The sequence below is a fragment of the Pseudomonas sp. LBUM1669 genome (assembly GCF_059695705.1).
Map to the genome: position 1 here is coordinate 3,396,805 of NZ_CP166784.1, position 24,204 is coordinate 3,421,008.

At 60.3% G+C, this 24,204-nt stretch carries 20 protein-coding genes and 3 pseudogenes; 15 read left to right on the top strand and 8 right to left on the bottom strand.

What is annotated here, in order from left to right; all coding sequences use genetic code 11:
* Window positions 1–3: 3 nt before the first annotated feature.
* Entirely contained in the window at window positions 4–894 is an 891-nt protein-coding gene (locus tag ACA051_RS15830) for a site-specific integrase (protein ID WP_497375577.1), read from the bottom strand.
* A 403-nt stretch (window positions 895–1,297) separates the two neighbouring features.
* Here ACA051_RS15830 and arnB point away from each other — a divergent pair, with 403 nt between their 5' ends.
* From arnB to ACA051_RS15890, 12 genes and pseudogenes are all read left to right on the top strand, one after another.
* Window positions 1,298–2,446 (top strand): UDP-4-amino-4-deoxy-L-arabinose aminotransferase, encoded by a 1,149-nt coding sequence (gene arnB, locus ACA051_RS15835; protein WP_497370775.1) that lies wholly within the window; start codon window positions 1,298–1,300, stop codon window positions 2,444–2,446.
* Complete coding sequence (gene arnC / locus ACA051_RS15840; protein WP_497302985.1) at window positions 2,443–3,462, top strand: undecaprenyl-phosphate 4-deoxy-4-formamido-L-arabinose transferase; 1,020 nt, start codon at window positions 2,443–2,445, stop codon at window positions 3,460–3,462. The genes arnB and arnC overlap by 4 nt, the downstream gene beginning before the upstream one ends.
* Window positions 3,459–5,465, top strand: a complete 2,007-nt coding sequence (arnA, locus tag ACA051_RS15845; protein ID WP_497370777.1) for a bifunctional UDP-4-amino-4-deoxy-L-arabinose formyltransferase/UDP-glucuronic acid oxidase ArnA — start codon at window positions 3,459–3,461, stop codon at window positions 5,463–5,465. The genes arnC and arnA overlap by 4 nt, the downstream gene beginning before the upstream one ends.
* Window positions 5,465–6,349 (top strand): 4-deoxy-4-formamido-L-arabinose-phosphoundecaprenol deformylase, encoded by an 885-nt coding sequence (gene arnD, locus ACA051_RS15850; protein WP_497302988.1) that lies wholly within the window; start codon window positions 5,465–5,467, stop codon window positions 6,347–6,349. The genes arnA and arnD overlap by 1 nt, the downstream gene beginning before the upstream one ends.
* Window positions 6,346–7,995 (top strand): lipid IV(A) 4-amino-4-deoxy-L-arabinosyltransferase, encoded by a 1,650-nt coding sequence (gene arnT / locus ACA051_RS15855; RefSeq protein WP_497370779.1) that lies wholly within the window; start codon window positions 6,346–6,348, stop codon window positions 7,993–7,995. Before arnD ends, arnT begins: the two co-directional genes overlap by 4 nt.
* The gene (gene arnE / locus ACA051_RS15860; protein WP_497302991.1) at window positions 7,992–8,345 is read left to right on the top strand and encodes a 4-amino-4-deoxy-L-arabinose-phosphoundecaprenol flippase subunit ArnE; all 354 of its coding nucleotides are present in this window, start codon (window positions 7,992–7,994) and stop codon (window positions 8,343–8,345) included. Before arnT ends, arnE begins: the two co-directional genes overlap by 4 nt.
* A complete protein-coding gene (gene arnF / locus ACA051_RS15865) occupies window positions 8,342–8,743 on the top strand; it encodes a 4-amino-4-deoxy-L-arabinose-phosphoundecaprenol flippase subunit ArnF (protein ID WP_497302993.1) in 402 nt (133 codons plus the stop codon). The genes arnE and arnF overlap by 4 nt, the downstream gene beginning before the upstream one ends.
* A complete protein-coding gene (locus tag ACA051_RS15870; protein ID WP_497370781.1) occupies window positions 8,740–10,119 on the top strand; it encodes a UDP-glucose dehydrogenase family protein in 1,380 nt (459 codons plus the stop codon). Before arnF ends, ACA051_RS15870 begins: the two co-directional genes overlap by 4 nt.
* A 176-nt stretch (window positions 10,120–10,295) precedes the next feature.
* A complete protein-coding gene (locus tag ACA051_RS15875; protein WP_497375579.1) occupies window positions 10,296–10,811 on the top strand; it encodes a GNAT family N-acetyltransferase in 516 nt (171 codons plus the stop codon).
* Window positions 10,793–11,255: pseudogene (locus tag ACA051_RS15880) on the top strand (MmgE/PrpD family protein); the annotation flags it as partial. The gene ACA051_RS15875 and the pseudogene ACA051_RS15880, both read left to right, overlap by 19 nt.
* Before the next feature lie 106 nt (window positions 11,256–11,361).
* The gene (locus tag ACA051_RS15885; protein WP_497302999.1) at window positions 11,362–12,540 is read left to right on the top strand and encodes an MFS transporter; all 1,179 of its coding nucleotides are present in this window, start codon (window positions 11,362–11,364) and stop codon (window positions 12,538–12,540) included.
* 160 nt (window positions 12,541–12,700) lie between these two features.
* The gene (locus ACA051_RS15890) at window positions 12,701–13,408 is read left to right on the top strand and encodes an HPP family protein (protein ID WP_497303001.1); all 708 of its coding nucleotides are present in this window, start codon (window positions 12,701–12,703) and stop codon (window positions 13,406–13,408) included.
* A 197-nt stretch (window positions 13,409–13,605) separates the two neighbouring features.
* On the opposite strand, the pseudogene ACA051_RS15895 reads toward ACA051_RS15890, so the two are convergent.
* A pseudogene (locus ACA051_RS15895) lies at window positions 13,606–13,967 on the bottom strand (DUF6124 family protein).
* Window positions 13,968–14,333: 366 nt separating this feature from the next.
* On the opposite strand from ACA051_RS15895, the pseudogene ACA051_RS15900 reads away from it, so the two are divergent.
* The 3 genes and pseudogenes from ACA051_RS15900 to ACA051_RS15910 form a co-directional block, all read left to right on the top strand.
* Window positions 14,334–14,449 (top strand): annotated as a pseudogene (locus ACA051_RS15900) (HPP family protein); the annotation flags it as partial.
* Between the two features lie 149 nt (window positions 14,450–14,598).
* Window positions 14,599–15,705 carry an enoyl-CoA hydratase/isomerase family protein gene (locus tag ACA051_RS15905; protein ID WP_497370783.1) on the top strand — a complete coding sequence of 369 codons (1,107 nt, stop codon included), beginning with the start codon at window positions 14,599–14,601 and terminating at the stop codon, window positions 15,703–15,705.
* Window positions 15,706–15,708: 3 nt separating this feature from the next.
* Window positions 15,709–16,860: an acyl-CoA dehydrogenase family protein gene (locus ACA051_RS15910; protein ID WP_497303005.1), complete on the top strand. Its 1,152-nt coding sequence runs from the start codon at window positions 15,709–15,711 to the stop codon at window positions 16,858–16,860.
* Window positions 16,861–16,977: 117 nt separating this feature from the next.
* On the opposite strand, the gene ACA051_RS15915 is transcribed toward ACA051_RS15910, so the two are convergent.
* The 6 genes from ACA051_RS15915 to ACA051_RS15940 all read right to left on the bottom strand — a co-directional run bounded on the left by ACA051_RS15915 (window position 16,978) and on the right by ACA051_RS15940 (window position 24,007).
* Window positions 16,978–17,751, bottom strand: coding sequence for an enoyl-CoA hydratase (locus ACA051_RS15915; RefSeq protein ID WP_497303009.1), 774 nt, complete (start codon window positions 17,749–17,751; stop codon window positions 16,978–16,980).
* Between the two features lie 141 nt (window positions 17,752–17,892).
* A complete protein-coding gene (locus ACA051_RS15920; protein ID WP_109631727.1) occupies window positions 17,893–19,020 on the bottom strand; it encodes an acyl-CoA dehydrogenase in 1,128 nt (375 codons plus the stop codon).
* Between the two features lie 140 nt (window positions 19,021–19,160).
* Entirely contained in the window at window positions 19,161–20,354 is a 1,194-nt protein-coding gene (locus ACA051_RS15925) for an acetyl-CoA C-acyltransferase (protein WP_497303011.1), read from the bottom strand.
* Window positions 20,355–20,365: 11 nt separating this feature from the next.
* Window positions 20,366–21,127: a 3-hydroxyacyl-CoA dehydrogenase gene (locus tag ACA051_RS15930; RefSeq protein ID WP_497303013.1), complete on the bottom strand. Its 762-nt coding sequence runs from the start codon at window positions 21,125–21,127 to the stop codon at window positions 20,366–20,368.
* Window positions 21,128–21,142: 15 nt separating this feature from the next.
* Window positions 21,143–22,807 carry an AMP-binding protein gene (locus ACA051_RS15935; protein ID WP_497370785.1) on the bottom strand — a complete coding sequence of 555 codons (1,665 nt, stop codon included), beginning with the start codon at window positions 22,805–22,807 and terminating at the stop codon, window positions 21,143–21,145.
* Between the two features lie 183 nt (window positions 22,808–22,990).
* Complete coding sequence (locus tag ACA051_RS15940) at window positions 22,991–24,007, bottom strand: AraC family transcriptional regulator (RefSeq protein WP_497370787.1); 1,017 nt, start codon at window positions 24,005–24,007, stop codon at window positions 22,991–22,993.
* Window positions 24,008–24,204: the final 197 nt, after the last annotated feature.

Sequence of the window (24,204 nt, forward strand, 5' to 3'; positions counted from 1 at the left end):
CCATCAGAGATCGAAGCGGTCCACCGCCCGACGCCGCTCGTTGTCATCGCGCACATCGTAGTTGGCCGTCGTCTGGATGTTGCTGTGATGAGCGAGTTTTTGCGCGATCGACAGGTCGTGCTCTTCGATCACCCGGGTAATGAACGAGCGCCGAAAATCATGCGGCATGATCTTCACCCCGACCTGCGCGCCGCGCTGCCGGGCGATGTAATAGATCGCGTGTTTGGTGATGCGCTCGCGGGTGATGTGGCTGCCGCGACGGATGCGGTTGAACAGGAACGGGTCGTCCACCTCGCCTTCCTTGAGGTGCGAACGGCGCAGTTCGAGCCAGGCCTGCAGTTTTTCAAAGGCCCAGGCCGGTGCGTATTTGATCAACTGTTTGTTGCCCTTGGCGGTGACCCGCAAGCTGCGCTCGCTGAAATCCACCTGTGACAGGTCCAGGTTCACCGACTCGGATTTGCGCATACCCGAACCGTACAAAATCCCGATGATTGCTGCGTCTCTTAACCCTTGAGGACGCGGGTCGGCGGCACACACCGCCATCATCTCCTGAATCAACGAGCGCCTGAGATTGCGGCCCTGGGACAATCGCGTGCCGGCAATGCCCTTCACCGAGCGCATTTTCAGTAAATGTTCCTGGCTGATCAGACTCATGCGCCACGCTTCATTCATCACCCCGCGCACCGCATTGACGTACAGCGACGAGGTATTCGGTGCGTACCCGTCTTCGCGCAGGGCCGCGACCAGCGCAATCACATTGTCGGGTTGAAGCTGATGCCAGGGAATCTCCTCGACGCTCATGTCTTCGAAACCCAAACGGTCGGCCGCATCCTGCAAAACGTAACGCATGGTCAACTGACTGGAGGGCGCCAGTCGGGCCAGGTAGACGGTCATCGGGTTGGTCTTCGAAGCAACAGGATCGGTATTAGCTAAGTCAATCAAACGAAACGGCCTTGAGTGGAAACAATTCAGTAAAAAACAACTAAGGATTGAAACATCGTTCATATAAAGCGGAACACTTCGGCAGGACTTTTCTTCCAAAAATCGTGATGAACGGCAGAAGTCTGAACAGTGGCTGTATGACTTTCAGATAAACGATTCGAAGACCGGTTTTTCATGTTCCTTTCACAAAATCGGGCATAACCTTCAATCAACCCGACGAGCCCTTGTGGGTCGTCACGCTGCCGGTCGCGGCCAGGAAAGTCAATTGATGGCTTCCTGCTCCGGCAGTCAACCCCTTGAAAACACGCTTCTTTCGGCGATTTCGCTGAAGGAAGCCGTTCGCCCGGAGATTCTTATGAATGAGGCGTTTCTCCCCTTCTCTCGCCCCACTATCGGCGATGAAGAAATCGAGGCCGTAGAGCAAGTACTGCGCTCCGGCTGGATTACTACTGGGCCGAAAACCCAGCAACTGGAAGAGCAATTCGCCCACTATGTCGGCTGCCGTCATGCCATTGCACTTTCTTCGGCCACCGGCGGTATGCACATCACGTTACTGGCCTTGGGAATCGGTCCGGGGGATGAAGTCATTACGCCGTCCCAGACGTGGGTGTCCACCGCCAACATGATTTGCCTGCTGGGTGCCAAACCGGTCTTCGTCGACGTTGACCGTGACACGCTCATGTGTGACCTGGCCAGCATTGAGGCGGCGATCACGCCGCGCACCCGGGCAATCATTCCGATGCATTACGCCGGTGCCGCCTTCGACCTCGATCCGCTTTACGCATTGGCCGACCAACACGGCATCCCCATCATCGAAGACGCCGCCCATGCGGCAGGCACCTTCTATAAAGGTCGGCATGTCGGCGCGAAAGGCACGGCGATCTTCTCGTTTCACGCGATCAAGAACATGACCTGCGCCGAGGGCGCAATGTTCGTCAGCGACGACACCGCGCTGGCCAACCGGGTGCGCATGCTCAAGTTTCATGGTCTGGGCGTTGATGCCTACGATCGCCTGACCCACGGCCGCAAACCCCAGGCCCAAGTGATCGAGCCGGGTTTCAAATACAACCTGGCCGACATCAATGCTGCCATCGCCCTGGTGCAACTTGAGCGCCTGGACGACATCAACGCCAAGCGCACCGAGCTGGCGCGCACCTACCTGCAACGCCTCGAAGGTTTACCGGTGCAACCGCTGACCATCCCGACGTATCCGCAACAGCACGCCTGGCACCTGTTCATCCTGCGCATCGACGCCGAGTGCTGCGGACTGGATCGCGAAGCGTTCATGAAGGCTTTGCAGGAACAGAACATCGGCACTGGCATTCATTTCATCGCCACGCACCTGCACACGTATTACCGCCAGCGTTTCCCCAATATTTACCTGCCCAACACCGAATGGAACTCGGCGCGGCTGTGCTCGATTCCGCTGTTCCCCGACATGACCACCGATGACGTCAATCGTGTGGTCGACGCCATCGAACACACCCTGGACAGACGCCTGTGAAACCCTATCCGATCCGTTGCGTGTCGATCGTCATCCCGGTCTATAACGAGCAAGACAGCCTGTCCGAATTACTGCGGCGCACCGAAGCGGCATGCCAGCAGTTGCACCATGACTATGAAATCGTGCTGGTCGATGACGGTAGCCGCGACAACTCCGCGCGAATCCTCGAGGACGCCGCCCATCGCGAGTGCAGCCCGGTAGTGGCGGTCATTCTCAACCGCAACTACGGCCAGCACGCAGCAATCATGGCCGGTTTCGAGCAGTGCAAAGGCGATGTGGTGATCACCCTCGACGCCGACCTGCAAAACCCGCCGGAAGAAATCCCCCGGCTGGTGGCGCAGGCCGAGCTGGGCTATGACGTGGTCGCCACGGTACGCAACAACCGTCAGGACTCGGCGCTGCGCCGCTGGCCGTCGAAGCTGATCAACCTTGCCGTGCAGCGCTCAACCGGCGTGGCCATGAGCGATTACGGCTGCATGCTCCGCGCCTATCGCCGCAGCATTGTCGACGCGATGCTCGCCTGCCGCGAACGCAGCACCTTCATTCCGATCCTGGCCAACAGCTTTGCCCGGCACACCACGGAAATCCTGGTGATGCATGCCGAGCGTGAGCACGGCGAATCGAAATACAGCCCCATGCGCCTGGTCAACCTGATGTTCGACCTGATCACCTGCATGACCACCACGCCGCTGCGGTTGCTGAGCATCGTCGGTTTCGCCATGGCCGGACTGGGTTTGCTGTTCGCCACCGCGCTGATCGTCCTGCGCCTGGTCTTCGGCGCCGAATGGGCTGGCGACGGCACGTTCGTGTTGTTCGCCGTGCTCTTCGTGTTCACCGGCGGGCAGTTCATTGGCATGGGCCTGTTGGGCGAATACCTGGGCCGCATGTACAGCGACGTCCGCGCCCGCCCCCGGTTCTTCGTCGAGAAGGTACTGCGTAGCCAGCCCGCCACCCCAGCTCCGGTTGTCACGGTCGACGGCCTCACTTCCACTTCTTCCGATCAGGTCCTCTCATGAGCGCAAAAGCTGTTGTCTTCGCCTATCACGATATTGGCTGTGCCGGCATCGAAACCCTGCTCGACTCGGGCTTCGAAATCGCCGCCGTGTTTACCCATGCCGATGATCCGAAGGAAAACGCCTTTTACGGCTCCGTGGCGAAACTCTGCGCGAGCAGGGGCATCCCGGTTCACGCCCCGGAAGATGCCAATCATCCGTTGTGGATCGAGCGCGTCAGCAAGCTCAATCCCGATTACCTGTTCTCGTTCTACTACCGCCACCTGCTAAGCGAACCGCTGTTGGCCACGGCCCGTAAAGGCGCGTTCAACCTGCACGGCTCTTTGCTGCCGCGCTATCGGGGCCGCGCACCGGCCAATTGGGTGCTGGTCAACGGTGAAAGCGAAACCGGCGTGACCCTGCACCGCATGGTCAAGCGCGCCGACGCCGGCGCAATCATCGCCCAGCAACGGATAGGCATTGAGCGCAGCGACACCGCGCTGAGCCTGCACGGAAAATTGCGCGTGGCCGCCATCGACCTGCTGCGAGATGCCTTGCCGGCGCTGCTCGCCGGTCGAGTCAGCGAAACGGAGCAGGACGAATCCAGCGCCACCGTGTTCGGCCGTCGCACCCCGGCCGACGGCAAGCTTGTGTGGAAGCGCCCCGCCGAAGAACTGTTCAACTTGGTCCGCGCCGTCACCCAGCCTTACCCCGGCGCGTTCTGCGCCGTGGGCGAACATAAGCTGATTGTCTGGAGCGCAGAAGTTGCCAAGGGCAACGAAGGCCAGGCACCGGGCCGCGTGATCAGCGTTGATCCGCTGCGCATTGCCTGTGGCGAAGACTCTTTGGTCATCAACTCCGGCCAGCGTAACGACAACGGCTTGTACCTGAGCGGTCCGCAACTGGCCAGCGAACTGGGGCTGGTCGACGGTTCCGTGTTGCGTGGCGCCGAGTCCGGCCGCGCGCCACGTCGCACCCGCGTGCTGATCCTTGGCGTCAACGGCTTCATCGGCAATCACCTGTCCGAACGGCTTTTGCGCGACGACCGCTACGAGGTGTACGGCCTCGACATCGGTTCCGATGCCATTGAGCGCTTGCGCAGCCATCCGCGTTTCCACTTCGTCGAAGGTGATATCAGCATTCACTCCGAGTGGATCGAGTACCACATCAAGAAGTGCGACGTGATCCTGCCGCTGGTGGCGATTGCCACGCCGATCGAATACACCCGCAACCCGCTGCGGGTGTTCGAACTCGACTTCGAAGAGAACCTGAAGCTGGTGCGCTACTGCGTCAAATACAACAAGCGCGTGATCTTCCCGTCGACCTCCGAAGTGTATGGCATGTGCCAGGACCAGCACTTCGACGAAGACAGCTCCAATCTTGTCGTCGGCCCGATCAACAAGCAGCGCTGGATCTATTCGATCTCCAAGCAATTGCTTGACCGGGTGATCTGGGCCTACGGCCAGAAAGACCTGAACTTCACCCTGTTCCGTCCTTTCAATTGGATGGGCCCGCGCCTGGACCGGCTGGACTCGGCGCGGATCGGCAGCTCCCGGGCCATCACCCAATTGATCCTGAACCTGGTGGAAGGCACGCCGATTCGTCTGTTCGACGGCGGCGAGCAGAAACGCTGCTTTACTGACATTGCCGACGGCGTCGAAGCGCTGGCCCGGATCATCGACAACGAAAACGATGCCTGCAATGGCCAGATCATCAACATCGGCAACCCGGACAACGAGGCCAGCATTCGTCAGTTGGGCGAAGAGCTGTTGCGTCAGTTTGAAGCGCACCCGTTGCGCGACAACTTCCCGCCGTTCGCCGGTTTCCGCGACGTGGAAAGCAAGGCGTTCTACGGCACCGGCTACCAGGACGTGTCCCACCGCAAACCGAGTATCGCCAACGCCAAGCGCCTGCTGGACTGGACGCCGACGGTGGAGATGAGCGAGACCATCGGCAACACGCTGGATTTCTTCCTGCGCGAGGCCATGCTCGAAATGGCGGCGCCCCCAACAGAAGAATCGCGCTGATGCAGGCAGGCCTTCGAATCGATGTCGACACTTACCGAGGCACTCGTGAGGGGGTGCCGCGACTGCTGGAAATCCTCGATGATGCGCAGGTCCAGGCGACATTTTTCTTCAGCGTCGGGCCGGACAACATGGGGCGCCATCTGTGGCGCCTGATCCGCCCGCAATTCCTCTGGAAAATGCTCCGCTCCAACGCTGCCGGCCTGTACGGCTGGGACATTCTGCTGGCTGGCACCGCCTGGCCGGGCAAACCCATCGGCCGCGACCTCGGGCACCTGATGCGACAGGCCCGGGATGCGGGTCATGAAGTCGGGCTGCACGCCTGGGATCACCATGGCTGGCAGGCCAATGCCGGGTGTTGGAGCGAGGCGCAGTTGATCGAACAGATCCGCCTGGGCGTCGACACCCTCAGCGACATCCTTGGGCAAGCAGTCGAGTGTTCGGCGTCTGCCGGTTGGCGCGCGGACGAGCGCGTGATCGAGGCCAAGCAAACGTTCGGCTTTCGCTACAACAGCGATTGCCGCGGCCAGGGTCTGTTCCAACCGAGGTTGGCCGGGGGTGGCGTGGGGGCACCGCAGATTCCGGTGGACCTGCCGACCTTCGATGAAGTGGTCGGCCCTGTCGTCGCAGCCAAGGACTTCAACGGGTTCATCCTCGATCGATTCACTCCTGAAAAACTCAACGTCTATACGATCCACGCCGAAGTAGAAGGGATTCTGATGGCCAATGATTTTCGTCGATTGTTGGCCGATGCGCGCCAGCGTGGCATCTGCTTCAAACCCTTGGGCGATCTGCTTCCTGCAGCCCCGAACTGTTTGCCAACAGGACGCGTCGTGCGCGGCACTCTCGAAGGCCGGGAAGGCTGGCTGGGAGTGCAAAGCGCATGAGCAAACGCTGGGGATTGCCGCTGCTGCTGGGGATTTTCTTGTTGGCGTATCTGTTGCCGTTGGGCAGCCACGGCTTATGGATTCCCGACGAAACCCGCTACGCGCAGATCAGCCAAGGCATGCTTCTGAGCGGCGACTGGGTGTCGCCGCATTTCATGAGCCTGCGCTATTTCGAAAAACCGGCAGCCGGATACTGGGTAATTGCCGCCAGCCAGGCCCTGTTTGGCCAGAACCTGTTCGGTGTGCGCTTTGCATCGGCGCTGAGCATGGGCCTGAGTGTGTTGCTGTGTTTCCTGGTCGCCCGTCGTTTGTGGAACGAGCCGCGCAAGAGTTTTGCCTGTGCGCTGCTGTACATGAGTTTCACCGTCATCGCCGGCGCTGCGGGGTACGCCAACCTCGATCCGCAATTCACTTTTTGGGTCAATCTGAGCCTGGTCGCCCTGTGGTTCGCGCTTGACCGTGTCCACCGAGGCCCGCGGCTGATCGCTTGGACAGTGCTCGGACTGGCCTGCGGCATGGGATTCATGACCAAGGGTTTTCTCGCCTGGTTGCTGCCGGTGCTGATCGCCCTGCCCTTCATGATTTGGCAAAAACGCTGGCGTGAGTTGCTGGTCTTCGGCCCCGTGGCCGTTGTCGTGGCGATCGCGGTGAGTCTGCCGTGGGCGCTGGCGATTCACTCGCAGGAACCCGATTACTGGCGGTTCTTCTTCTGGCACGAACACATCCGTCGCTTTGCCGGTGACGACGCCCAGCATGACGCACCGTGGTGGTTCTACTTGCCGTTACTGGTGGCGTTCAGTCTGCCATGGGTGGCGTTGTTGCCGTCGGCGCTGCGCCAGGCGTGGAAAACCCGGGGCCAGGCCCGCATCGGTTTTCTGCTGCTGTGGCTGGTGATGCCGCTGCTGTTTTTCAGCCTGAGCAACGGCAAACTGCCGAGCTACATCTTGCCCTGCCTGCTGCCATTGGCCTTGCTGTTGGGCCATACCCTGGCCGAACGACTGAAGCTGGAGCAAGGCCGGGTTTTGGGCATCAACGGTTTGCTGAACTTGCTACTGGGTGCGATCACCTTGCTTGCACTGGTCTATCTGCAACTGAAAAAGCCGCTGTATGACCACGAACTGCACAACCTGATGCTGGTGTTCATCGGCTTGATCGGCTGGATCATGGCCAACCTGCTGCAAGCCTTCAGACCCCTGCAATGCTGGGCCGCACCGGCCTTCGGCAGCCTGCTGCTGATCGGTCTGGTGCCCGCCGGGCTGCCCGACTCGGTGGTGGCCAACAAGATGCCCGACCAGTTCATCCTCCATCACGCCGATGAACTGGCGCAGACCAGCAAGCTGTTGAGCAACGATCTCGGCGCCGCTTCGGCCCTGGCCTGGCGCCTGAAGCGCCCGGACGTGGCGTTGTACAACACGATAGGCGAATTGAAATATGGCCTCGCCTATCCTGACTCGGTGCAGCAGCGCGTCGACCTCGATCAAGTTCAACAGTGGATGCACGAGGCGCGGCAGAACGGCTCGGTCGGCGTGGTCATGCGGGTCAAGGGTGAGGACGAGCTGCAAGAAATTGAACGACTGCCCAAGGATGGCAAGCGCTATGAAGAAGGCAATCTGGTGATTCTGATCTTTCCACAGGGCGCGTCATGACCCTGCTACTTTTGTTGGCCGCGTGCCTGCTGACCTGTCTGGGCCAGATCGCCCAAAAGTACGCCGTCGAGAGCTGGCGCGCGAAGCCGTCGGCCTGGGACGAGAAACTGCGCTCGCTGCGCTCGCCGTGGTTGTGGCTGGCACTCGCTTCGCTGGGGTTGGGCTTGCTGGTCTGGCTGCTGGTGTTGCAGCGCCTTGAAGTCGGCATTGCCTACCCGATGCTGAGCCTGAATTTCGTGCTGATCACCCTAATCGCCCGGTTTGTCTTTCACGAACCGATCGACCGCCAGCACTGGCTGGGCGTGGCGTTGGTGATCGGCGGCGTGATTCTGCTGGGGCAACACACATGAGCCTGCGTCGCGGACTCACCTGCGCCATGGGCAGCGTCTTGCTCGGCAGCGCGGCGCAGTTGGGCATGCGCTGGAGCATGACGCGCTTGCCGTCACCCGAACACTTGCTGACTTCCAGCATCGACCCGACAGCGGTCGCCGTGGTGCTGGGGGCGATTCTGGCCTACGCCCTGTCAATGCTGTGCTGGCTCGCCGCCCTGCGGGATGTGCCGCTGAGCCGGGCCTATTCACTGCTGAGCATCAGCTACGCGCTGGTGTATCTGCTGGCCGCCAGCCTGCCGCTGTTCAACGAAACCTTCAGCCTTTCAAAAACCCTCGGGGTGGCCCTGGTCATGCTCGGGGTCATCACCATCAACTCACGTCCAGCGCGCGCGCCCGAACTCAGGAGTGCCTCATGAAAATCAGTGTATTTGGTAGCGGTTACGTTGGCCTGGTGCAAGCCGCCGTCCTGGCGGAAGTCGGCCACGACGTGGTCTGCATGGACATTGACGAGAAAAAAGTCGAATTGCTGCAACAGGGCCACGTGAGTATTTTCGAACCGGGGCTGGCCAGCCTGGTGCGTGAAAGCCTCGAAGCCAAACGCCTGCAATTCACCAACGACGAAAAACTCGCGGTGCAGCATGGTCAGGTGCTGTTTATCGCGGTCGGTACACCGTCCCGGGACGATGGTTCGGCGGATCTGCGCTACGTGTTGTCGGTGGGCGAAGCGGTGGCGCGGCATCGTGAGCAGCCGGTGATTCTGGTGGAAAAATCCACGGTGCCGGTGGGCACGGGCGACACCTTGCGTGCGCATATCGACAAGTGCCTGATCAAGGTCGGCCGCTTGTTGCAGTTCGAAATCGTCTCCAACCCCGAATTTCTGAAGGAAGGCTCCGCCGTGGCGGACTGCCGGCGTCCGGACCGGATCGTCATCGGCTGCGACAGCGATGATGTTCGCGACGTGATGCGCGACCTTTACGCGCCGTTCAATCGCAACCACGACCGCATCATGTTCATGGACCTGCGCAGCGCCGAGCTGACCAAGTACGCCGCCAACTGCATGCTGGCCACCAAGATCAGCTTCATCAATCAGATCGCCGAACTGGCTGAGCACCTGGGGGCCGACATTGAGTCTGTACGCCTGGGCATCGGTGCCGACTCGCGCATCGGTTACCACTTCATCTACCCCGGCTGCGGTTATGGCGGCTCGTGTTTTCCCAAGGACATGCGCGCGCTGATCCACAGCGCCGAAGAGGCGCACTGCTCCAGCGACCTGCTGCAAGCGGTGGAAGCGATCAACCAGCGGCAGAAGCACAAGCTGTTCGAGCGCATCAACGCATTCTACAAGGGCGACTTGCGCGGCAAGACCTTCGCCGTGTGGGGCCTGGCCTTCAAACCCAACACCGATGACATGCGTGATGCGCCGAGCCGGGTGCTGCTGGAATCGCTGTGGGCCGCCGGCGCCAGCGTACGCGCATTCGATCCAGAAGCCATGCAGGAAACCCAGCATTTGTATCCCGACGAGTCGAAGTTGATGCTGATGGGCACACCGGAATCGGTATTGGCCGGCGCCGATGCGTTAATCATTTGCACCGAATGGCAGCAGTTCAAGGCGCCGGATTTCAACTTGATCCAGCAACGGTTGAAGGCGCCGGTGATCTTCGACGGGCGCAACCTGTACGACGCCGAACGCCTCGCCCGCAACGGTTTCCTGTACTTCCCGATGGGTCGTGGTGAATCGCGCAAACTGCCGATTCCACATCAGCAGTGGCCGGCGGCGCAGGTCGTCGCTTGATTACACTGTCACAACCCCTGTAGCAGCTGTCGAGCAACGCGAGGCAGCGTTCGGCTGCGAAGCAGTCGTAAAATCAGGCAATGCGGTGCGTCAGGAAGACCACATGCGCAGGTTTTACGACGACTTCGTCGCCGAACGCAGCCTCGCGTTGCTCGGCAGCTGCTACAGTCGTGCGCATGAATTTTATTGTCCGCCGTGCCCACTTTGACGACGCCACCGCCCTCCCCGCCATCGAGCGCTCGGCGGCGGAGCTATTTCGTTGTGACCCTTCACTGGCCTGGCTCGCCGACGCTGCGGTGCCCGATACTGAACACCATCAACGGGCAATCGAGACGGATGACTTTTGGGTGGCGCAATCGGTCGATGGCGCTGTGATGGGATTTGTCAGTGCGGTTGAAATCGACAACGAACTGCATATTCACGAACTGTCCGTCAGCCAATACTTTCAAGGGCGGGGCGCAGGACGAAAGTTGCTGTTAGCGGCCATTGAATGTGCCCGGGATCGAGAACTCCAGGGTCTGACCCTGACCACGTTTCGCGATGTGCCATGGAATGAAGCGTTTTATCGGCGCATGGGCTTTGAAACATTGGGGCCTGCTGAAGTCGGCCCACGTTTAACCAAGGTTTTGAACGACGAAACCGTTCACGGTTTACCCGGCGAACGGCGGTGTGCGATGCGTTGGGGTTGCTAATGGATCAACTGCAGGTCGGCGCCGATCACATCGAATTCTCGTTGTGCGGCTTTCTTCAGTATATGTGCGGTGGGCAGGATGTCAGCACGCTCGTGGCGGCACAGATGAGTTTGCCGTATGCCCTCGCCGCCCGGCTGGTTCATGGTCATTGCCGGCTGTAGGCCTACGACGAGGCACAACGGGGCGACCCTCGGATTGCTGACTGGATGTCGCGCATTCGTCTTGAAGTGGATCCGCAACTGTCAGAGGATGGCGAGCCCGTCATCCGCGTGCGGACCGTGGACGGTCGGCAGGCGAGTCTTTGTGTCGACCCACCCTTGGGCGCGCCGGGGAATCCGTTAAGAATTGCTCGAAAAATTGTGGCGGCTGGACACGCTTGAATCGGTGTTTTGCCTGTGCGGGCCTCTTCGCGGGCAAGCCTCGCTCCTACAGGTCATGCGTTGATCATGCGGACACCAACAACCCGTAGGAGCGAGGCTTGCCCGCGAATGAAGGCGACTCGGTTCCACGTCGAACACAAAAAAATCTGAATAAGGACATTTGCCCCACCGTGGCCACTTACTCGCTCGTAATCCGCCGGTTGATGATCGTTTCGCTGACCATCGTCGTCAGCCGCGCCATCACCAGCCCGTTGCTCACGCTGTTCCTGAGCAACAAGCTCGGCCTCAACCAACAGGACGTCGGTTTGCTGCTGGGCATCGCGGTGTTCATCGCCACCCTGCTCGCGCTCTACGGCGGCTACATCATCGACCGCCTCGAGAAGCGTCGACTGCTGATCCTTGCGATGCTCTCCAGCGCAATTGGCTTCGTGCTGCTGACCTTCGCCGAAAACCTCTACCTGACCACCGCCACCCTGGTCATCACCGAAACCGCCTCGGCGCTGTTCCTGATCGGCTCTAAGGCGATCCTCAGCGAAAACCTGCCGATTGGCCAACGCGCCAAGGCGTTTTCCCTGCGCTACACCCTGACCAACATCGGCTACGCCACCGGCCCGATGCTCGGTGTGGTGATTGCCGGCGTGTACCCGATTGCGCCGTTCCTGATTGCCGGCGGCATCGCATTTTTCAGTATCTTCCTGATGATCGGAATCCCCAAGGATTCGGCGCAGACACCCGCAATCGGCCAGCCCCAGAGTTTTCTCAAGACGCTGATCACCCTGAAGAACGACCGCACGCTGATCATGTTCACCTGTGGTTGCCTGCTCAGTACCGTGGTCCACGGTCGATTCACCCTGTACTTGTCGCAATACTTGCTGGTAACCCATGATTCCAAGCGGGCGCTGGAAACCATGGCCGCTCTGCTCGCCTGCAACGCCATCAGCGTGATCCTGCTGCAATACCAGATCGGCCGTTTCCTCAAGCGCGAACAGCTGCGTTACTGGATCGCCGGCGGCACCAGCCTGTTTATCGTCGGGCTGATCGGCTTCAGTCTGGCCGACAGCCTGATGAGCTGGTGCGTGGCGATGTTCATTTTCACCCTCGGTGAAATGATCATTTACCCCGCCGAATTCCTCTTCGTCGACACCCTGGCCCCGGAAGAACTGCGCGGAAGTTACTACGGTGCACAGAACCTCGCGGCCCTCGGTGGTGCGCTAAGCCCGGTGATTTGCGGTTTCCTGCTGATGCACACACCGGCGCCGACGATGTTTTACGCACTGAGCGCGCTGACGGCCATGGGCGGGTGTATGTGTTTCATGAGCGGTCGCCGAGTCGCTTTACAGCAAAAATAATGCACTCAAACTGCATTAATATGAATTTGTCAGTGTTGGGAATGAACGGCACACTGTGCCTCGTTCCTCCCCCAATAGTTGGAACACCTTCAAGGGCTTTCTGGGTTTCCCAGTTAAGCCTTTTTTTTTCCTGGATTTTAGCCAACGGATCGTTTGCCTCATGCTCGCTCGCTGGTTACCTGCCGCCATCAACACCCGCCCCACCGAGTGGAGCCGTGCCGCTATCGGCATGTCCCTGGGCACGCTGTTCAGCGTCTGGCTGTGCGCGCAAGTGTTCGGCATGGAAGTGGCCCAGCATTTGATCGGGCCGCTGGGCGCATCCGCCGTGTTGCTGTTCGCCGTTTCCTCCGGCGCGCTCGCCCAGCCGTGGTCGATTCTTGCCGGATATTTGAGTGCCGGCGTCGTTTCGCTGCTGGTCGCTCACGTACTCGGACGAACCCTCGGCAGCGCATGCCTGGCGGCCGGCATGGCGCTGATTCTGATGTGCTGGCTGCGTTGCCTGCACCCACCGGCCGGAGCCTTGGCGCTGTTGTTGGTCCTGGCAGACCCGGCGACCATCGCGCTGGACTGGAAAGCCCTCGGCCCGGTGATGCTCGGCGCATCGACCCTGCTGCTCAGCGCCTTGGCGTACAACAACCTGACGCGCATTCGCTACCCCAAACGTGCCAGCGAGCCGGTGGCCGTGGTGCCGGCCGATCATCCGCCGATCGACAGCCTGGCCATTACCGCTCAGGACTTGAAACTGGCCCTGGCGGAGATGGAAGCGTTCTTCGATGTCACCTCGGAGGACCTTGAACAGCTGATCCATATCAGTGAGTTGCATGCCAAACGTCGCAGTATTGGTGAAGTGTTGTCGCGTCGCACATAACGTCACTGAACTCTGTACTTCAAAGCGCTGAAACCCCTGTGGCGAGGGGATTTATCCCCGCTGGGCCGCGAAGCGACCCCAAATCCATACACCGCAGCTTTGGCAGTTAAACCGCGTGAACAAGGATTTACGACGGCTGCGCAGCCAAACGGGGGTAAACCCCCTCGCCACAGATAGGTGCGGTCTACGGAATCTGCTTAACCCTGCGGGCCGACGTTATCCAGCACCCGGTTCGCCGTGATCTCCGCCATCATGATGCTATTGGAAATACCCAAAAGCGCGTAACGCGACTCACCCTCCAGATGATCCACCAACTGGTGCACCATCACGTCGACCGAGGCCAGCGTCTCGACCAGATGCACCGCCAGGGTTTCGGTCGTGGCCTGTGGGTCTACGGAAAACAGGGTACTGCGTGTTCGCGGGGTGGCTTTGATGTCGGCATTGGACGGGAAGTGGAAGTCGAGAGCGCGTTCGGCGGCCTCGTTGAGTTTTTTGGAATCAATGGATTCGTGGGGGAAACGTCGTCCGTTTCGGGTGGATTGGGTGTTGGTTTGAACATAGGTGAAACTCCTCTCATCGTATTTGGGAGCCACCGCCCTCGCTACCAAACGACGGGTGGTGGCCATGCACAGGTTGGTAGACCGGGATGTGAGGAGACCGGCGCGCCCGAGGACGCCCTGTGCATGACCACCATAAAACAGAGACGAAAAAACGCCGTAAATGGTGATGCTTAGCACCTCACATGAACCCCGGGGCTACCAACCCCCCATCGCTGTTCTTCAGCGACGGGGAAACGATAAAACCCAGGACCAAGGCGCACAAGCCGGCGGATTCTGGCGCAGTCGTAGGTAACGGCGCAAGGATGTGTAGCCTGAGAGAGTGTCTGGAGATGTCTATTAAACAACGCTGTTTAATTCTCATCTGAGCTGAAACAGAAGCGTTCTTCGATGTCTGCCGGAAGACCTTGAACAACTGATCGATATCAGTGAGTTGCGTGCCAAACGTCGCAGTATTGGTGAAGTCCTGAGCCACAGCTCCTGACCGCACTCCTCCCACTTTAAGAGCCATGCAAATATGCAGGAAGCACCTGCATATATCCCAGTTGTACATCACAAATTTGCACTGGTACGATCCGGGATCGCTCGCGCGCGAGCTTCTCTATAAAGAACAATAAAAGCAGGGAGTTAGTGATGACTGCTCAGGTTTCATCGAAGGGAACTTCGTCCATGGATGCCATGCAAAACGAAGTGCTGGCCGAGGTCCGCAACCACATCGGTCACCTGACCCTCAATCGCCCCGCCGGCCTCAACGCAATTACCCTGGACATGGTCCGCCACCTGCAGCGCCAGCTCGACGCCTGGGTGCAGGATCCGCAGGTTCACGCAGTGGTCTTGCGCGGTGCCGGCGAGAAAGCGTTCTGTGCCGGCGGCGATATTCGCTCGCTGTATGACAGTTTCAAAAGCGGCGACACGCTGCACGAAGATTTCTTCGTCGAGGAATACGCCCTCGACCTCACCATTCACCACTACCGCAAACCCGTGTTGGCCCTGATGGACGGTTTTGTCCTGGGCGGCGGCATGGGCCTGGTGCAAGGCGCTGATTTGCGGGTGGTCACCGAGAAGAGCCGTCTGGCGATGCCGGAAGTGGCCATCGGTTATTTTCCGGACGTGGGTGGCAGTCATTTCCTGCCACGGGTTCCGGGGGAATTGGGGATTTACCTGGGCGTCAGCGGCGTGCAGATTCGCGCAGCCGATGCGCTTTATTGCGGCCTGGCCGACTGGTATCTGGAAAGCGAAAAACTCAGCACCCTCGACGAGCACCTCGATCAGCTCGAATGGCACGAAACGCCGCTAAAGGACCTTCAAGGTCTGCTGGCGAAGCTCGCAGTCCAACAACTTCCCGATGCGCCACTGAGCGCGTTGCGCCCGGCCATCGACCATTTCTTCGCCCTGCCCGATGTGCCGAGTATTGTTGAGCAACTGCGTGAAGTCACGGTCGCCGACAGCCATGAATGGGCCAAGTCCACCGCCGACCTGCTGGAGAGCCGTTCGCCGCTGGCGATGGGCGTCACCCTGGAAATGCTGCGCCGTGGTCGGCACTTGAGTCTTGAAGACTGTTTCGCCCTTGAGCTGCACCTTGACCGTCAGTGGTTCGCGCGCGGCGACCTGATCGAAGGCGTGCGCGCCTTGCTGATCGATAAAGACAAGCAACCGCGCTGGAACCCGCCGACCTTGCAGGCGCTGGACGCCGAGCACGTCGCGAGTTTCTTCAGCGGTTTTGAACAGAGTGGGAACTGAACCATGCACGATATCGAGTTGAGCGAAGAGCAAGTCATGATCCGCGACATGGCCCGGGACTTTGCCCGCGGCGAAATCGCGCCCCATGCGCAAGCCTGGGAGAAGGCCGGCTGGATCGATGACGGTCTGGTGGCGAAGATGGGTGAACTGGGCCTGCTGGGCATGGTGGTGCCGGAAGAATGGGGCGGCACCTATGTCGACTACGTCGCCTACGCCCTGGCGGTGGAAGAGATTTCGGCCGGCGACGGCGCCACGGGCGCGTTGATGAGCATCCACAATTCCGTGGGCTGCGGCCCGGTGCTCAACTACGGCACCGAAGAACAGAAACAGACTTGGCTGCCAGATCTGGCCAGCGGCCAGGCGATCGGCTGCTTCTGCCTGACCGAGCCTCAAGCCGGCTCCGAAGCACACAACCTGCGCACCCGCGCCGAACTGCGCGACGGCCAATGGGTGATCAACGGCGCCAAACAGTTCGTGAGCAATGGCAAGCGGGCAAAACTGGCGATTGTGTTTGCCGTCACCGATCCGGACTTGGGCAAACGCGGCATCTCGGCGTTCCTGGTACCCACCGACACCGCCGGTTTTATCGTCGACCGCACCGAACACAAAATGGGCATTCGCGCCTCCGATACCTGCGCGGTGACGTTAAACAACTGCACGATTCCCGAAGCCAACCTGTTGGGTGATCGCGGCAAGGGGCTGGCCATCGCCCTGTCCAACCTCGAAGGCGGCCGCATCGGCATCGCCGCGCAAGCGTTGGGCATTGCCCGGGCGGCGTTCGAAGCCGCGCTGGCGTATTCGCGGGACCGGGTGCAGTTCGACAAACCGATCATCGAGCACCAGAGCATCGCCAATATGCTCGCTGATATGCACACCCGGCTGAACGCGGCGCGCTTGCTGATCCTGCATGCGGCGCGGTTGCGCAGTGCCGGCAAGCCGTGCCTGTCCGAGGCTTCGCAGGCCAAGCTGTTTGCATCGGAAATGGCCGAGAAGGTCTGCTCGTCGGCAATGCAGATTCATGGCGGGTATGGCTATCTGGAAGATTATCCGGTGGAGCGCTATTACCGAGATGCGCGGATTACGCAGATTTATGAAGGGTCGAGCGAGATTCAGCGGATGGTGATTGCCCGGGAGTTGAAGCACTACTTGGTTTGAAGCCTTAAAAGCTTCGCGGGCAAGCCTCGCTCCTACAAGGTTACGAGTCGTTCATGCGAACACCGATAACCTGTAGGAGCGTGGCTTGCCCGCGAAGGCGTCATTGAAAACGCCGTTTTATTTACCGATGAACTCCGCCTCACGCTTGGCAATAAACGCCGCCATTCCTTCCTTCTGATCCTGCGTCGCAAACGCCGCATGGAACACCCGGCGCTCAAAGCGCACACCTTCCGACAGGCTCACCTCAAACGCGCGGTTGACGCTTTCCTTGACCATCATCGCAATCGGCAGCGACTTCTTGGCGATCAACGCCGCCACTTTAAGCGCTTCTTCCAGCAGTTCATCCGCCGGCACGATTCGCGCGACGATCCCGCAGCGCTCGGCTTCTACCGCATCAATCAAACGTCCGCTCAGGCACATTTCCATGGCCTTGGCCTTGCCAACGGCGCGGGTCAGGCGTTGGGTGCCGCCCATACCCGGCAGCACACCGAGGTTGATTTCCGGCTGGCCGAATTTCGCATTGTCGCCGGCCAGAATGAAATCGCACATCAGCGCCAGTTCACAGCCACCACCCAGGGCGAAACCGTTGACCGCGGCAATGATCGGCTTGCGGCGGTTGGCCACGCGATCGCTGTCGCTGAACAGGTCGTCGAGGTAGATCTGTGGGTAGGTCAGCTCGGCCATTTCCTTGATGTCGGCGCCGGCGGCGAAGGCTTTTTTCGAGCCGGTCAGCACGATGCAGCCGATGTTCGAATCGGCTTCCAGGCCATCGAGGGCGTGGTTCAGTTCGCTGACGATCTGCGCATTCAGCGCGTTCAGCGCCTGCGGACGGTTGAGGGTGATCAGGCCTACACGACCGTGGGTTTCCAGCAAAATCGTTTCGTAACTCATAACCAACTCCTGTTTTACAAAAAGCTCGATCTCTGTAGCAGCTGTCGAGTGAAACGAGGCTGCGTTCCGTTGATCTTGCTCGTTAAAACAACCTCAAAAGATCGCAGCCTCGTTTCACTCGACAGCTGCTACAGGTTCTTTTTAAAGATTGCGCGAAATAACCATGCGCTGAATATCGCTGGTGCCTTCGTAGATCTGGCACACCCGCACGTCGCGGTAGATCCTCTCCAGCGGGAAGTCGTTCAGATAACCGTAACCGCCTAGGGTTTGCAACGCTGAGGAGCAGACCTTCTCGGCCATTTCCGAGGCGAACAGCTTGGCCATGGACGCTTCGACCAAGGCCGGTTTGCCGCTGTCCCGTAATGCCGCTGCGTAATGCACCATTTGCCGGGCGACGGCAATCTGGGTCGCCATGTCTGCCAGACGGAACGCGACCGCCTGGTGTTCGATGATCGGCTTGCCGAAGCTCTCACGCTCACGGGCGTAATCGCGGGCCGCTTCAAACGCAGCGCGGGCCATGCCAACCGATTGCGAGGCGATGCCGACGCGGCCGCCTTCGAGGTTGGCCAAGGCGATCCGGTAACCTTCGCCCTCCTCACCCAGTCGATTGGCCACCGGGACTTTCACGTCTTCGAACAGGATCTGACAAGTGTCGGAGGCGTGCTGACCGAGTTTGTCTTCAACCCGTGCGACTTTGTAGCCCGGTGAATCGGTCGGCACGATCAGCGCCGTGATGCCGCGCTTGCCGGCGCTCGGGTCGGTGACAGCAAACACGATCACCACACCGGCGTTCTGCCCGGAAGTGATGAACTGCTTGCAGCCGTTGAGCACGTAGTGATCGCCTTCCAGACGCGCACGGGTTTTCAGGCCGCTGGCGTCGGAGCCTGCCTGCGGTTCGGTCAGGGCAAAGGCGCCGAGCATCGCGCCGCTGGCCAGTGGCTTGAGAAAGCGTTCTTTCTGATCGTCGTTGCCGTACTTGAGGATCGGTACGCAACCCACTGAGTTGTGAACGCTCATGATCGTCGAGCAGGCGCCGTCACCGGCGGCGATTTCTTCCAGGGCCATGGCGTAGGCCAGGTAACCGGTGTCGCAACCGCCCCACTCCTCCGGCACCAGCATGCCGAAGAAGCCCAGTTCGGCCATCTCACCGATGGCTTCCTTGGGGAAGCGGTGTTCGCGGTCCCACTCGGCGGCGAACGGTTTCAATCGTTCCTGGGCAAACTGCCGGGCGGCGTCGCTGATCTGAAGTTGTTCGTCGTTGGGAATCATGGTGAATCCTTAAAATCCGGAGTACGGCACAAAACTCTGTGGGAGCCAGCCTGCTGGCGATGGCGTCGTGTCAGTCAATATCTACTTTTATGACACACCGTCATCGCCAGCAGGCTGGCTCCCACAGGGGTGAGGTTGGCCTAGTACAGGCATTCCACAGCCATGGCCGTGGCTTCACCGCCGCCGATGCAGATCGCTGCAACGCCGCGTTTCAGGCCTTTCTGGCGCAGGGCCGAGAGCAGGGTCACGAGAATCCGCGCACCAGACGCACCGATCGGGTGGCCGAGGGCGCAAGCGCCGCCGTGCACGTTGATCTTCTCGTGGGGGATTTCCAGTTTGGTCATGGTCACCAGACTGACCACCGCGAACGCTTCGTTGACTTCGAACAGCTCGACGTCGTCCACGGACCATCCGGTTTTCTTCATCAGCTTCTTGATTGCGCCCACCGGTGCGACCGGGAACAGGCCCGGGGTATCGGCAAACGCAGCGTGGCCGTGAATCACCGCCAGCGGTTTGAGACCTTGTTTATGTGCTTCGGAACGGCGCATCAGCACCAATGCAGCCGCGCCGTCGGAGATCGAACTGGAGTTGGCCGCTGTCACTGTGCCGCCTTCGCGGAACGCCGGTTTCAGCGAGGTAATCTTGTCCAGTTTGGCTTTCGGTGGTTGTTCGTCGTTGCTGATCAGCACCTGCTCTTTACCGACAGTCACGGTAATCGGCACGATCTCGTCCTTGAAGCTGCCGTCCTTGATCGCCTGCTGCGCGCGGGTGGTCGAGGCAATGGCGAATGCGTCCTGAGCTTCGCGGCTGAAACCGTTGGTTTCGGCGCAATCCTCGGCGAAGGTGCCCATCAGGCGGCCTTTGTCGTAGGCATCTTCCAGACCGTCGAGGAACATGGAGTCGAGCACGCGGCCATGGCCCATGCGGTAACCGCTGCGAGCGCGGTCCAGCAGGTACGGCGCGTTGGACATGCTTTCCATGCCGCCCGCGACAACCACGTCAGCGCTGCCGGCAACGAGCATGTCGTGGGCCAGAATCGCTGCTTCCATGCCCGAGCCGCACATCTTGTTCAGGGTGGTGCAGCGGGTCGATTTATCCAGCCCCGCACCCAGCGCAGCTTGCCGCGCCGGTGCCTGACCAAGCCCTGCGGGCAATACGCAGCCAAAGAGCACTTCTTCGACCGACTCAGGCGCAATACCAGCGCGCTCGACCGCCGCGCGAATCGCGGCAGCACCCAGTTGCGGTGCGGTCAGGCTTTTCAGTTCGCCCTGAAAACCGCCCATCGGGGTGCGGACAGCGCTGACGATAACGATGGGATCGTTGGCAATAGTCATGACAAATCTCCTTACTTGGCGGCCATGCGCAAGGCACCGTCGAGACGGATCACCTCGCCATTGAGCATGCTGTTTTCAATGATATGCCTGACCAGCGCGGCATACTCGCCCGGTTTGCCCAGACGTGGCGGGAACGGCACACCGGCCGCCAGGGAAGCGCGGACTTCCGGGGTCATGCCGGCCATCATCGGCGTTTCAAAAATGCCGGGGGCGATGGTCATCACGCGGATGCCGAAACGCGCCAGTTCACGGGCGGCGGGCAAGGTCAGGCTGACGATTGCGCCTTTGGACGCGGCATACGCAGCCTGGCCGATCTGGCCGTCATAGGCCGCCGCCGAGGCGGTGTTGATGATCACGCCGCGCTCACCGTCAGCATCCGCTTCGGTTTCGGCGATGGCCGCCGAAGCCAGACGCAGCATATTGAAGCTGCCGATCAGATTGACGTTGATCACCTGGCTGAAACTGGCCAAAGCGTGCGGGCCGTTCTTGCCGAGGATCTTCTCGCCACGCACGATGCCGGCGCAATTGACCAGACCGTTGAGGCCGCCGAAGGCTTTTACCGTCGCCTTGACCGCGGCTTCGGCGGCTGATTCGTCGCTGATGTCGGCCACTACGCTTTGCGCGCCGAGACGTTCAGCCTGGGTCGCAACCGCCTCGGCGTTCATGTCCACCAGCATTACTTTGGCGCCGGCCGCGACCAGCATTTCAGCGGTGGCCGCACCGAGGCCCGAGGCACCGCCGGTGACGAGAAAAACCTTGTTTTCGATCTGCATCATTGTGTCCTTGATTCAAGCTTGAACGTTCTTCACCGCGGCCTCTTGAGCCTTGGCGATTTCATGGTTGCGCAAGATAAAGCGCTGCAATTTGCCGCTTGGGGTTTTCGGCAACTCGCTGACAAATTCGATTTCACGCGGGTACGAATGCGCCGCCAGGCGCTTGCGCACGTGTTGGCGCAGTTCTTCGGCCAGCTCCGGTGTCGGGCGGTATTGCTCACAAATCACCACGAAGGCTTTGACCAGTTCGGTGCGTTCCGGATCGGGCTTGCCAACGACGGCGGCTTCGATCACTGACGGGTGTTCGATCAACGCACTTTCCACATCGAACGGGCCGACGCGGTAGCCGGAAGTGGTAATCACGTCATCGCTGCGGCCGACGAAACTGATGCTGCCGTCCGGGTTCCACTCGACGGTGTCACCACTCAGGTAATAGTTGCCAACGAAGGCTTTGGTCGGCGCGCCTTCATATCCGGCGAACCAGCACATCGGCGACTGGGTGCGGTCGATGGCAAGAATGCCTGGCTGGCCGACGCCGAGTTCCTTGTATTCATCGTCGAGCACCACGATGCGGTGGCCCGGCGAAGCAAAACCGGCGGCGCCTATGTGGATTGGATGTTCCAGGCCATGGTGGTTGCACAGGACCATGCCCAGTTCGGTCTGGCCGTAATGGTCATGAATAACCACGCCGAGGTTGTCGGCGAACCAGCGGATCACCTCCGGGTTCAGCGGCTCACCGGCGCTGCTGACGATGCGCAATTTGCCCTTGATCGACTTGGCAAATTCGTCGCCACCGGCAATCAGCAAGCGGTAGACCGTTGGTGACCCGGTGAGGTTGGTGATGCCGTATTTGTTGATGACCCGGCAGGTGCTTTCGAGGGTGAACGGGCCATCGTAAAACGTGATCGGATGCCCCATCGCCATGGGCCCGGTGACGCCGAAATAGATGCCGTAGGCCCAGCCCGGATCGGCCACGTTCCAGAACGCATCTTCGGGGCGCAGGTCCACGGCGTCGCGGGTGTAGCTCTGGAAAGCGACGATGGCTTTGAGCGGCACCGACAGGGCTTTCGACGGGCCGGTGGTGCCCGAGGTGAACATCAGCAGGAACGGGTCTTCGCCGGTCAGCAACACCGGTTCGCACTTGGAGGAATGATTGGCCAGTTCGGCCCAGAAACTGTAATCGCCACGGACGATGCCTTGGCCTTTCGCACCGGCGACGGTAACGATAGTCGGGCAGTCGGCGACTTCAACGAGTTTGGGTCGATTGACCGCGTCGGTGACCACCACTTTGGCCCCGGAGCAACTGAGGCGGTGCTCGATGGCTTTCGGGCCGAAGGCGGTGAACAGCGGCTGATAGACCGCGCCGATGCGCCAAGTGGCGAAGACGGTGATCAGCAATTCGATGTTGCGTGGCAGCAGGCCGGCAACCTTGTCGCCTTTTTTCACGCCCTGGGCCAGGAGGAAGTTGGCAAACCGCGCGGCTTTGTCCTGCAGGTCGCTGAAGGTGTACGTCGCGCTGGCGCCGTCGCGACCTTCCCAGAACAGTGCAATGCGCCCCGGCAAGGCATGCCGGTCGCAACACTCGACGCAAGCGTTGAGGGCAGTCAAATCACCGACAAGGGCGGCGTCGACGGTGTGCTGATAATTGAACTGTGATGTGGCAGACAAGTATTCGCGCATTGCCAGAATCCCTCTGTATTTTTATTAGGTTGGGGGAACCGTAAAAACCACAGAAATACTCGCCCCGCGGGGGGATTGGGGCAATGGTCAAAGCTATCAAGTTGTTTGACTGGTTTGGCCAAGGTTCAAGAGAGGTTTTGCCTGTGCTGGCGCCTTCGCGGGCAAGTCAACCCAAACCCCGGATCAGTGGGCTTCGTTAAGAATCAAACTCCGATAATGCCCCGGATTCGACCCCGACCACTTGCGAAACGCCTTGTAGAACGAGCTCGCATCGGCAAATCCCAACCGCGTGGCGATTTCGGCGAAGCTGATGTGCGGTTCGGCCAGCCACACAATCGCCAACTCCTTGCGCACGCTGTCCTTGAGCCCTTGATAGGTCTGACCTTCTTCCGCCAGCCGCCGACGCAAGGTCGAGGCCGACATGCACAGTTGCTGCGCCAAAGGCTCGGTCTCCGGCCACTGTTCAGCAGGCAACTGGCGCAAATCATGCTTGATCCGGCTCGCCAGGCTTTCCGGGTCGCGGTACTTGACCAGAATATTCGCCGGCGCATGGGCCAGGAACCGCTTGAGCTCTTCCGGGCTGCGCTTGATCGGCAGGCCCAGGCAATCGGCGGAGAAAATCATCCGCGTGCGGGGCCGGTCGAAACGCAGGTTCTCGGAGAACATCACCTGATAGTCATCGCAGAAGTCCGGCGCCGCACAGCGCAATTCGATGGCCAGAATCGGTATGCGCCGCCCGGCCAGCCAACAGGCAACGCCGTGAACGATCATCCAGTAAGTGAAATAGGTGAAGGCACGGCGCGGGTCCTGATCGTCTTCCAGCAACACGATCTCCGCCAGGCTTTGCTGACGAACCAGCTGCGCGGGCATGCGTTCGAGCATCAACGACAGAAAGCTCAGGCCTGACATCAGGCCGGCCGCCAGGCTCGGCTGGATCATCGAACTGCGGCAGAGAAACTCAAGACTGCCGGATTTGAGCTTGCGCGGGTCCATGCCAAAAAATTCATCGTCCCCGCGCCGGGCCAGCAAGCGCCAAAGCCGTGCATACGCCGTCGCCGGAACGCGGGCATCGCTGGTGTGCAGCAGCGCCGGATCGATGCCGACCTTGTTCAACACCTCATCGGTGGCGGCTCCAGGGGCGCAACTTTGCAACAGGGCTTCGCGCACCAGTTGAATGGCGATGGTGTCTTTTTCCGACATTGAGCGAGGTGGGCCTTGTTCTTGTTTGAGTGCCGGCATATTAGCGTACAGCGACCCAATCCTGTAGGAGCGAGCGGTGCGGCGATCCGACTTGCCCGCGAAGCAGACGACTCGGTCTTGCCCTGAAACCGCGTAATCGTTCTTCGCGGGCAAGCCTCGCTCCTACAGGGGACGGGGTGATCTTTAGAGTTGTTCAG

Coding starts and splice junctions, on each gene's coding strand:
- ACA051_RS15910 (WP_497303005.1), top strand. CDS start 15,709: ATGCACGATATCGAGTTGAGCGAAGAGCAAGTCATGATCCGCGACATG.
- ACA051_RS15925 (WP_497303011.1), bottom strand. CDS start 20,354: ATGACTATTGCCAACGATCCCATCGTTATCGTCAGCGCTGTCCGCACC.
- ACA051_RS15875 (WP_497375579.1), top strand. CDS start 10,296: ATGAATTTTATTGTCCGCCGTGCCCACTTTGACGACGCCACCGCCCTC.
- ACA051_RS15905 (WP_497370783.1), top strand. CDS start 14,599: ATGACTGCTCAGGTTTCATCGAAGGGAACTTCGTCCATGGATGCCATG.
- ACA051_RS15830 (WP_497375577.1), bottom strand. CDS start 894: ATGACCGTCTACCTGGCCCGACTGGCGCCCTCCAGTCAGTTGACCATG.
- arnA (WP_497370777.1), top strand. CDS start 3,459: ATGAGCGCAAAAGCTGTTGTCTTCGCCTATCACGATATTGGCTGTGCC.
- arnD (WP_497302988.1), top strand. CDS start 5,465: ATGCAGGCAGGCCTTCGAATCGATGTCGACACTTACCGAGGCACTCGT.
- ACA051_RS15870 (WP_497370781.1), top strand. CDS start 8,740: ATGAAAATCAGTGTATTTGGTAGCGGTTACGTTGGCCTGGTGCAAGCC.
- ACA051_RS15930 (WP_497303013.1), bottom strand. CDS start 21,127: ATGCAGATCGAAAACAAGGTTTTTCTCGTCACCGGCGGTGCCTCGGGC.
- arnT (WP_497370779.1), top strand. CDS start 6,346: ATGAGCAAACGCTGGGGATTGCCGCTGCTGCTGGGGATTTTCTTGTTG.
- ACA051_RS15890 (WP_497303001.1), top strand. CDS start 12,701: ATGCTCGCTCGCTGGTTACCTGCCGCCATCAACACCCGCCCCACCGAG.
- arnF (WP_497302993.1), top strand. CDS start 8,342: ATGAGCCTGCGTCGCGGACTCACCTGCGCCATGGGCAGCGTCTTGCTC.
- ACA051_RS15935 (WP_497370785.1), bottom strand. CDS start 22,807: ATGCGCGAATACTTGTCTGCCACATCACAGTTCAATTATCAGCACACC.
- arnE (WP_497302991.1), top strand. CDS start 7,992: ATGACCCTGCTACTTTTGTTGGCCGCGTGCCTGCTGACCTGTCTGGGC.
- ACA051_RS15915 (WP_497303009.1), bottom strand. CDS start 17,751: ATGAGTTACGAAACGATTTTGCTGGAAACCCACGGTCGTGTAGGCCTG.
- ACA051_RS15940 (WP_497370787.1), bottom strand. CDS start 24,007: ATGTCGGAAAAAGACACCATCGCCATTCAACTGGTGCGCGAAGCCCTG.
- arnB (WP_497370775.1), top strand. CDS start 1,298: ATGAATGAGGCGTTTCTCCCCTTCTCTCGCCCCACTATCGGCGATGAA.
- ACA051_RS15920 (WP_109631727.1), bottom strand. CDS start 19,020: ATGATTCCCAACGACGAACAACTTCAGATCAGCGACGCCGCCCGGCAG.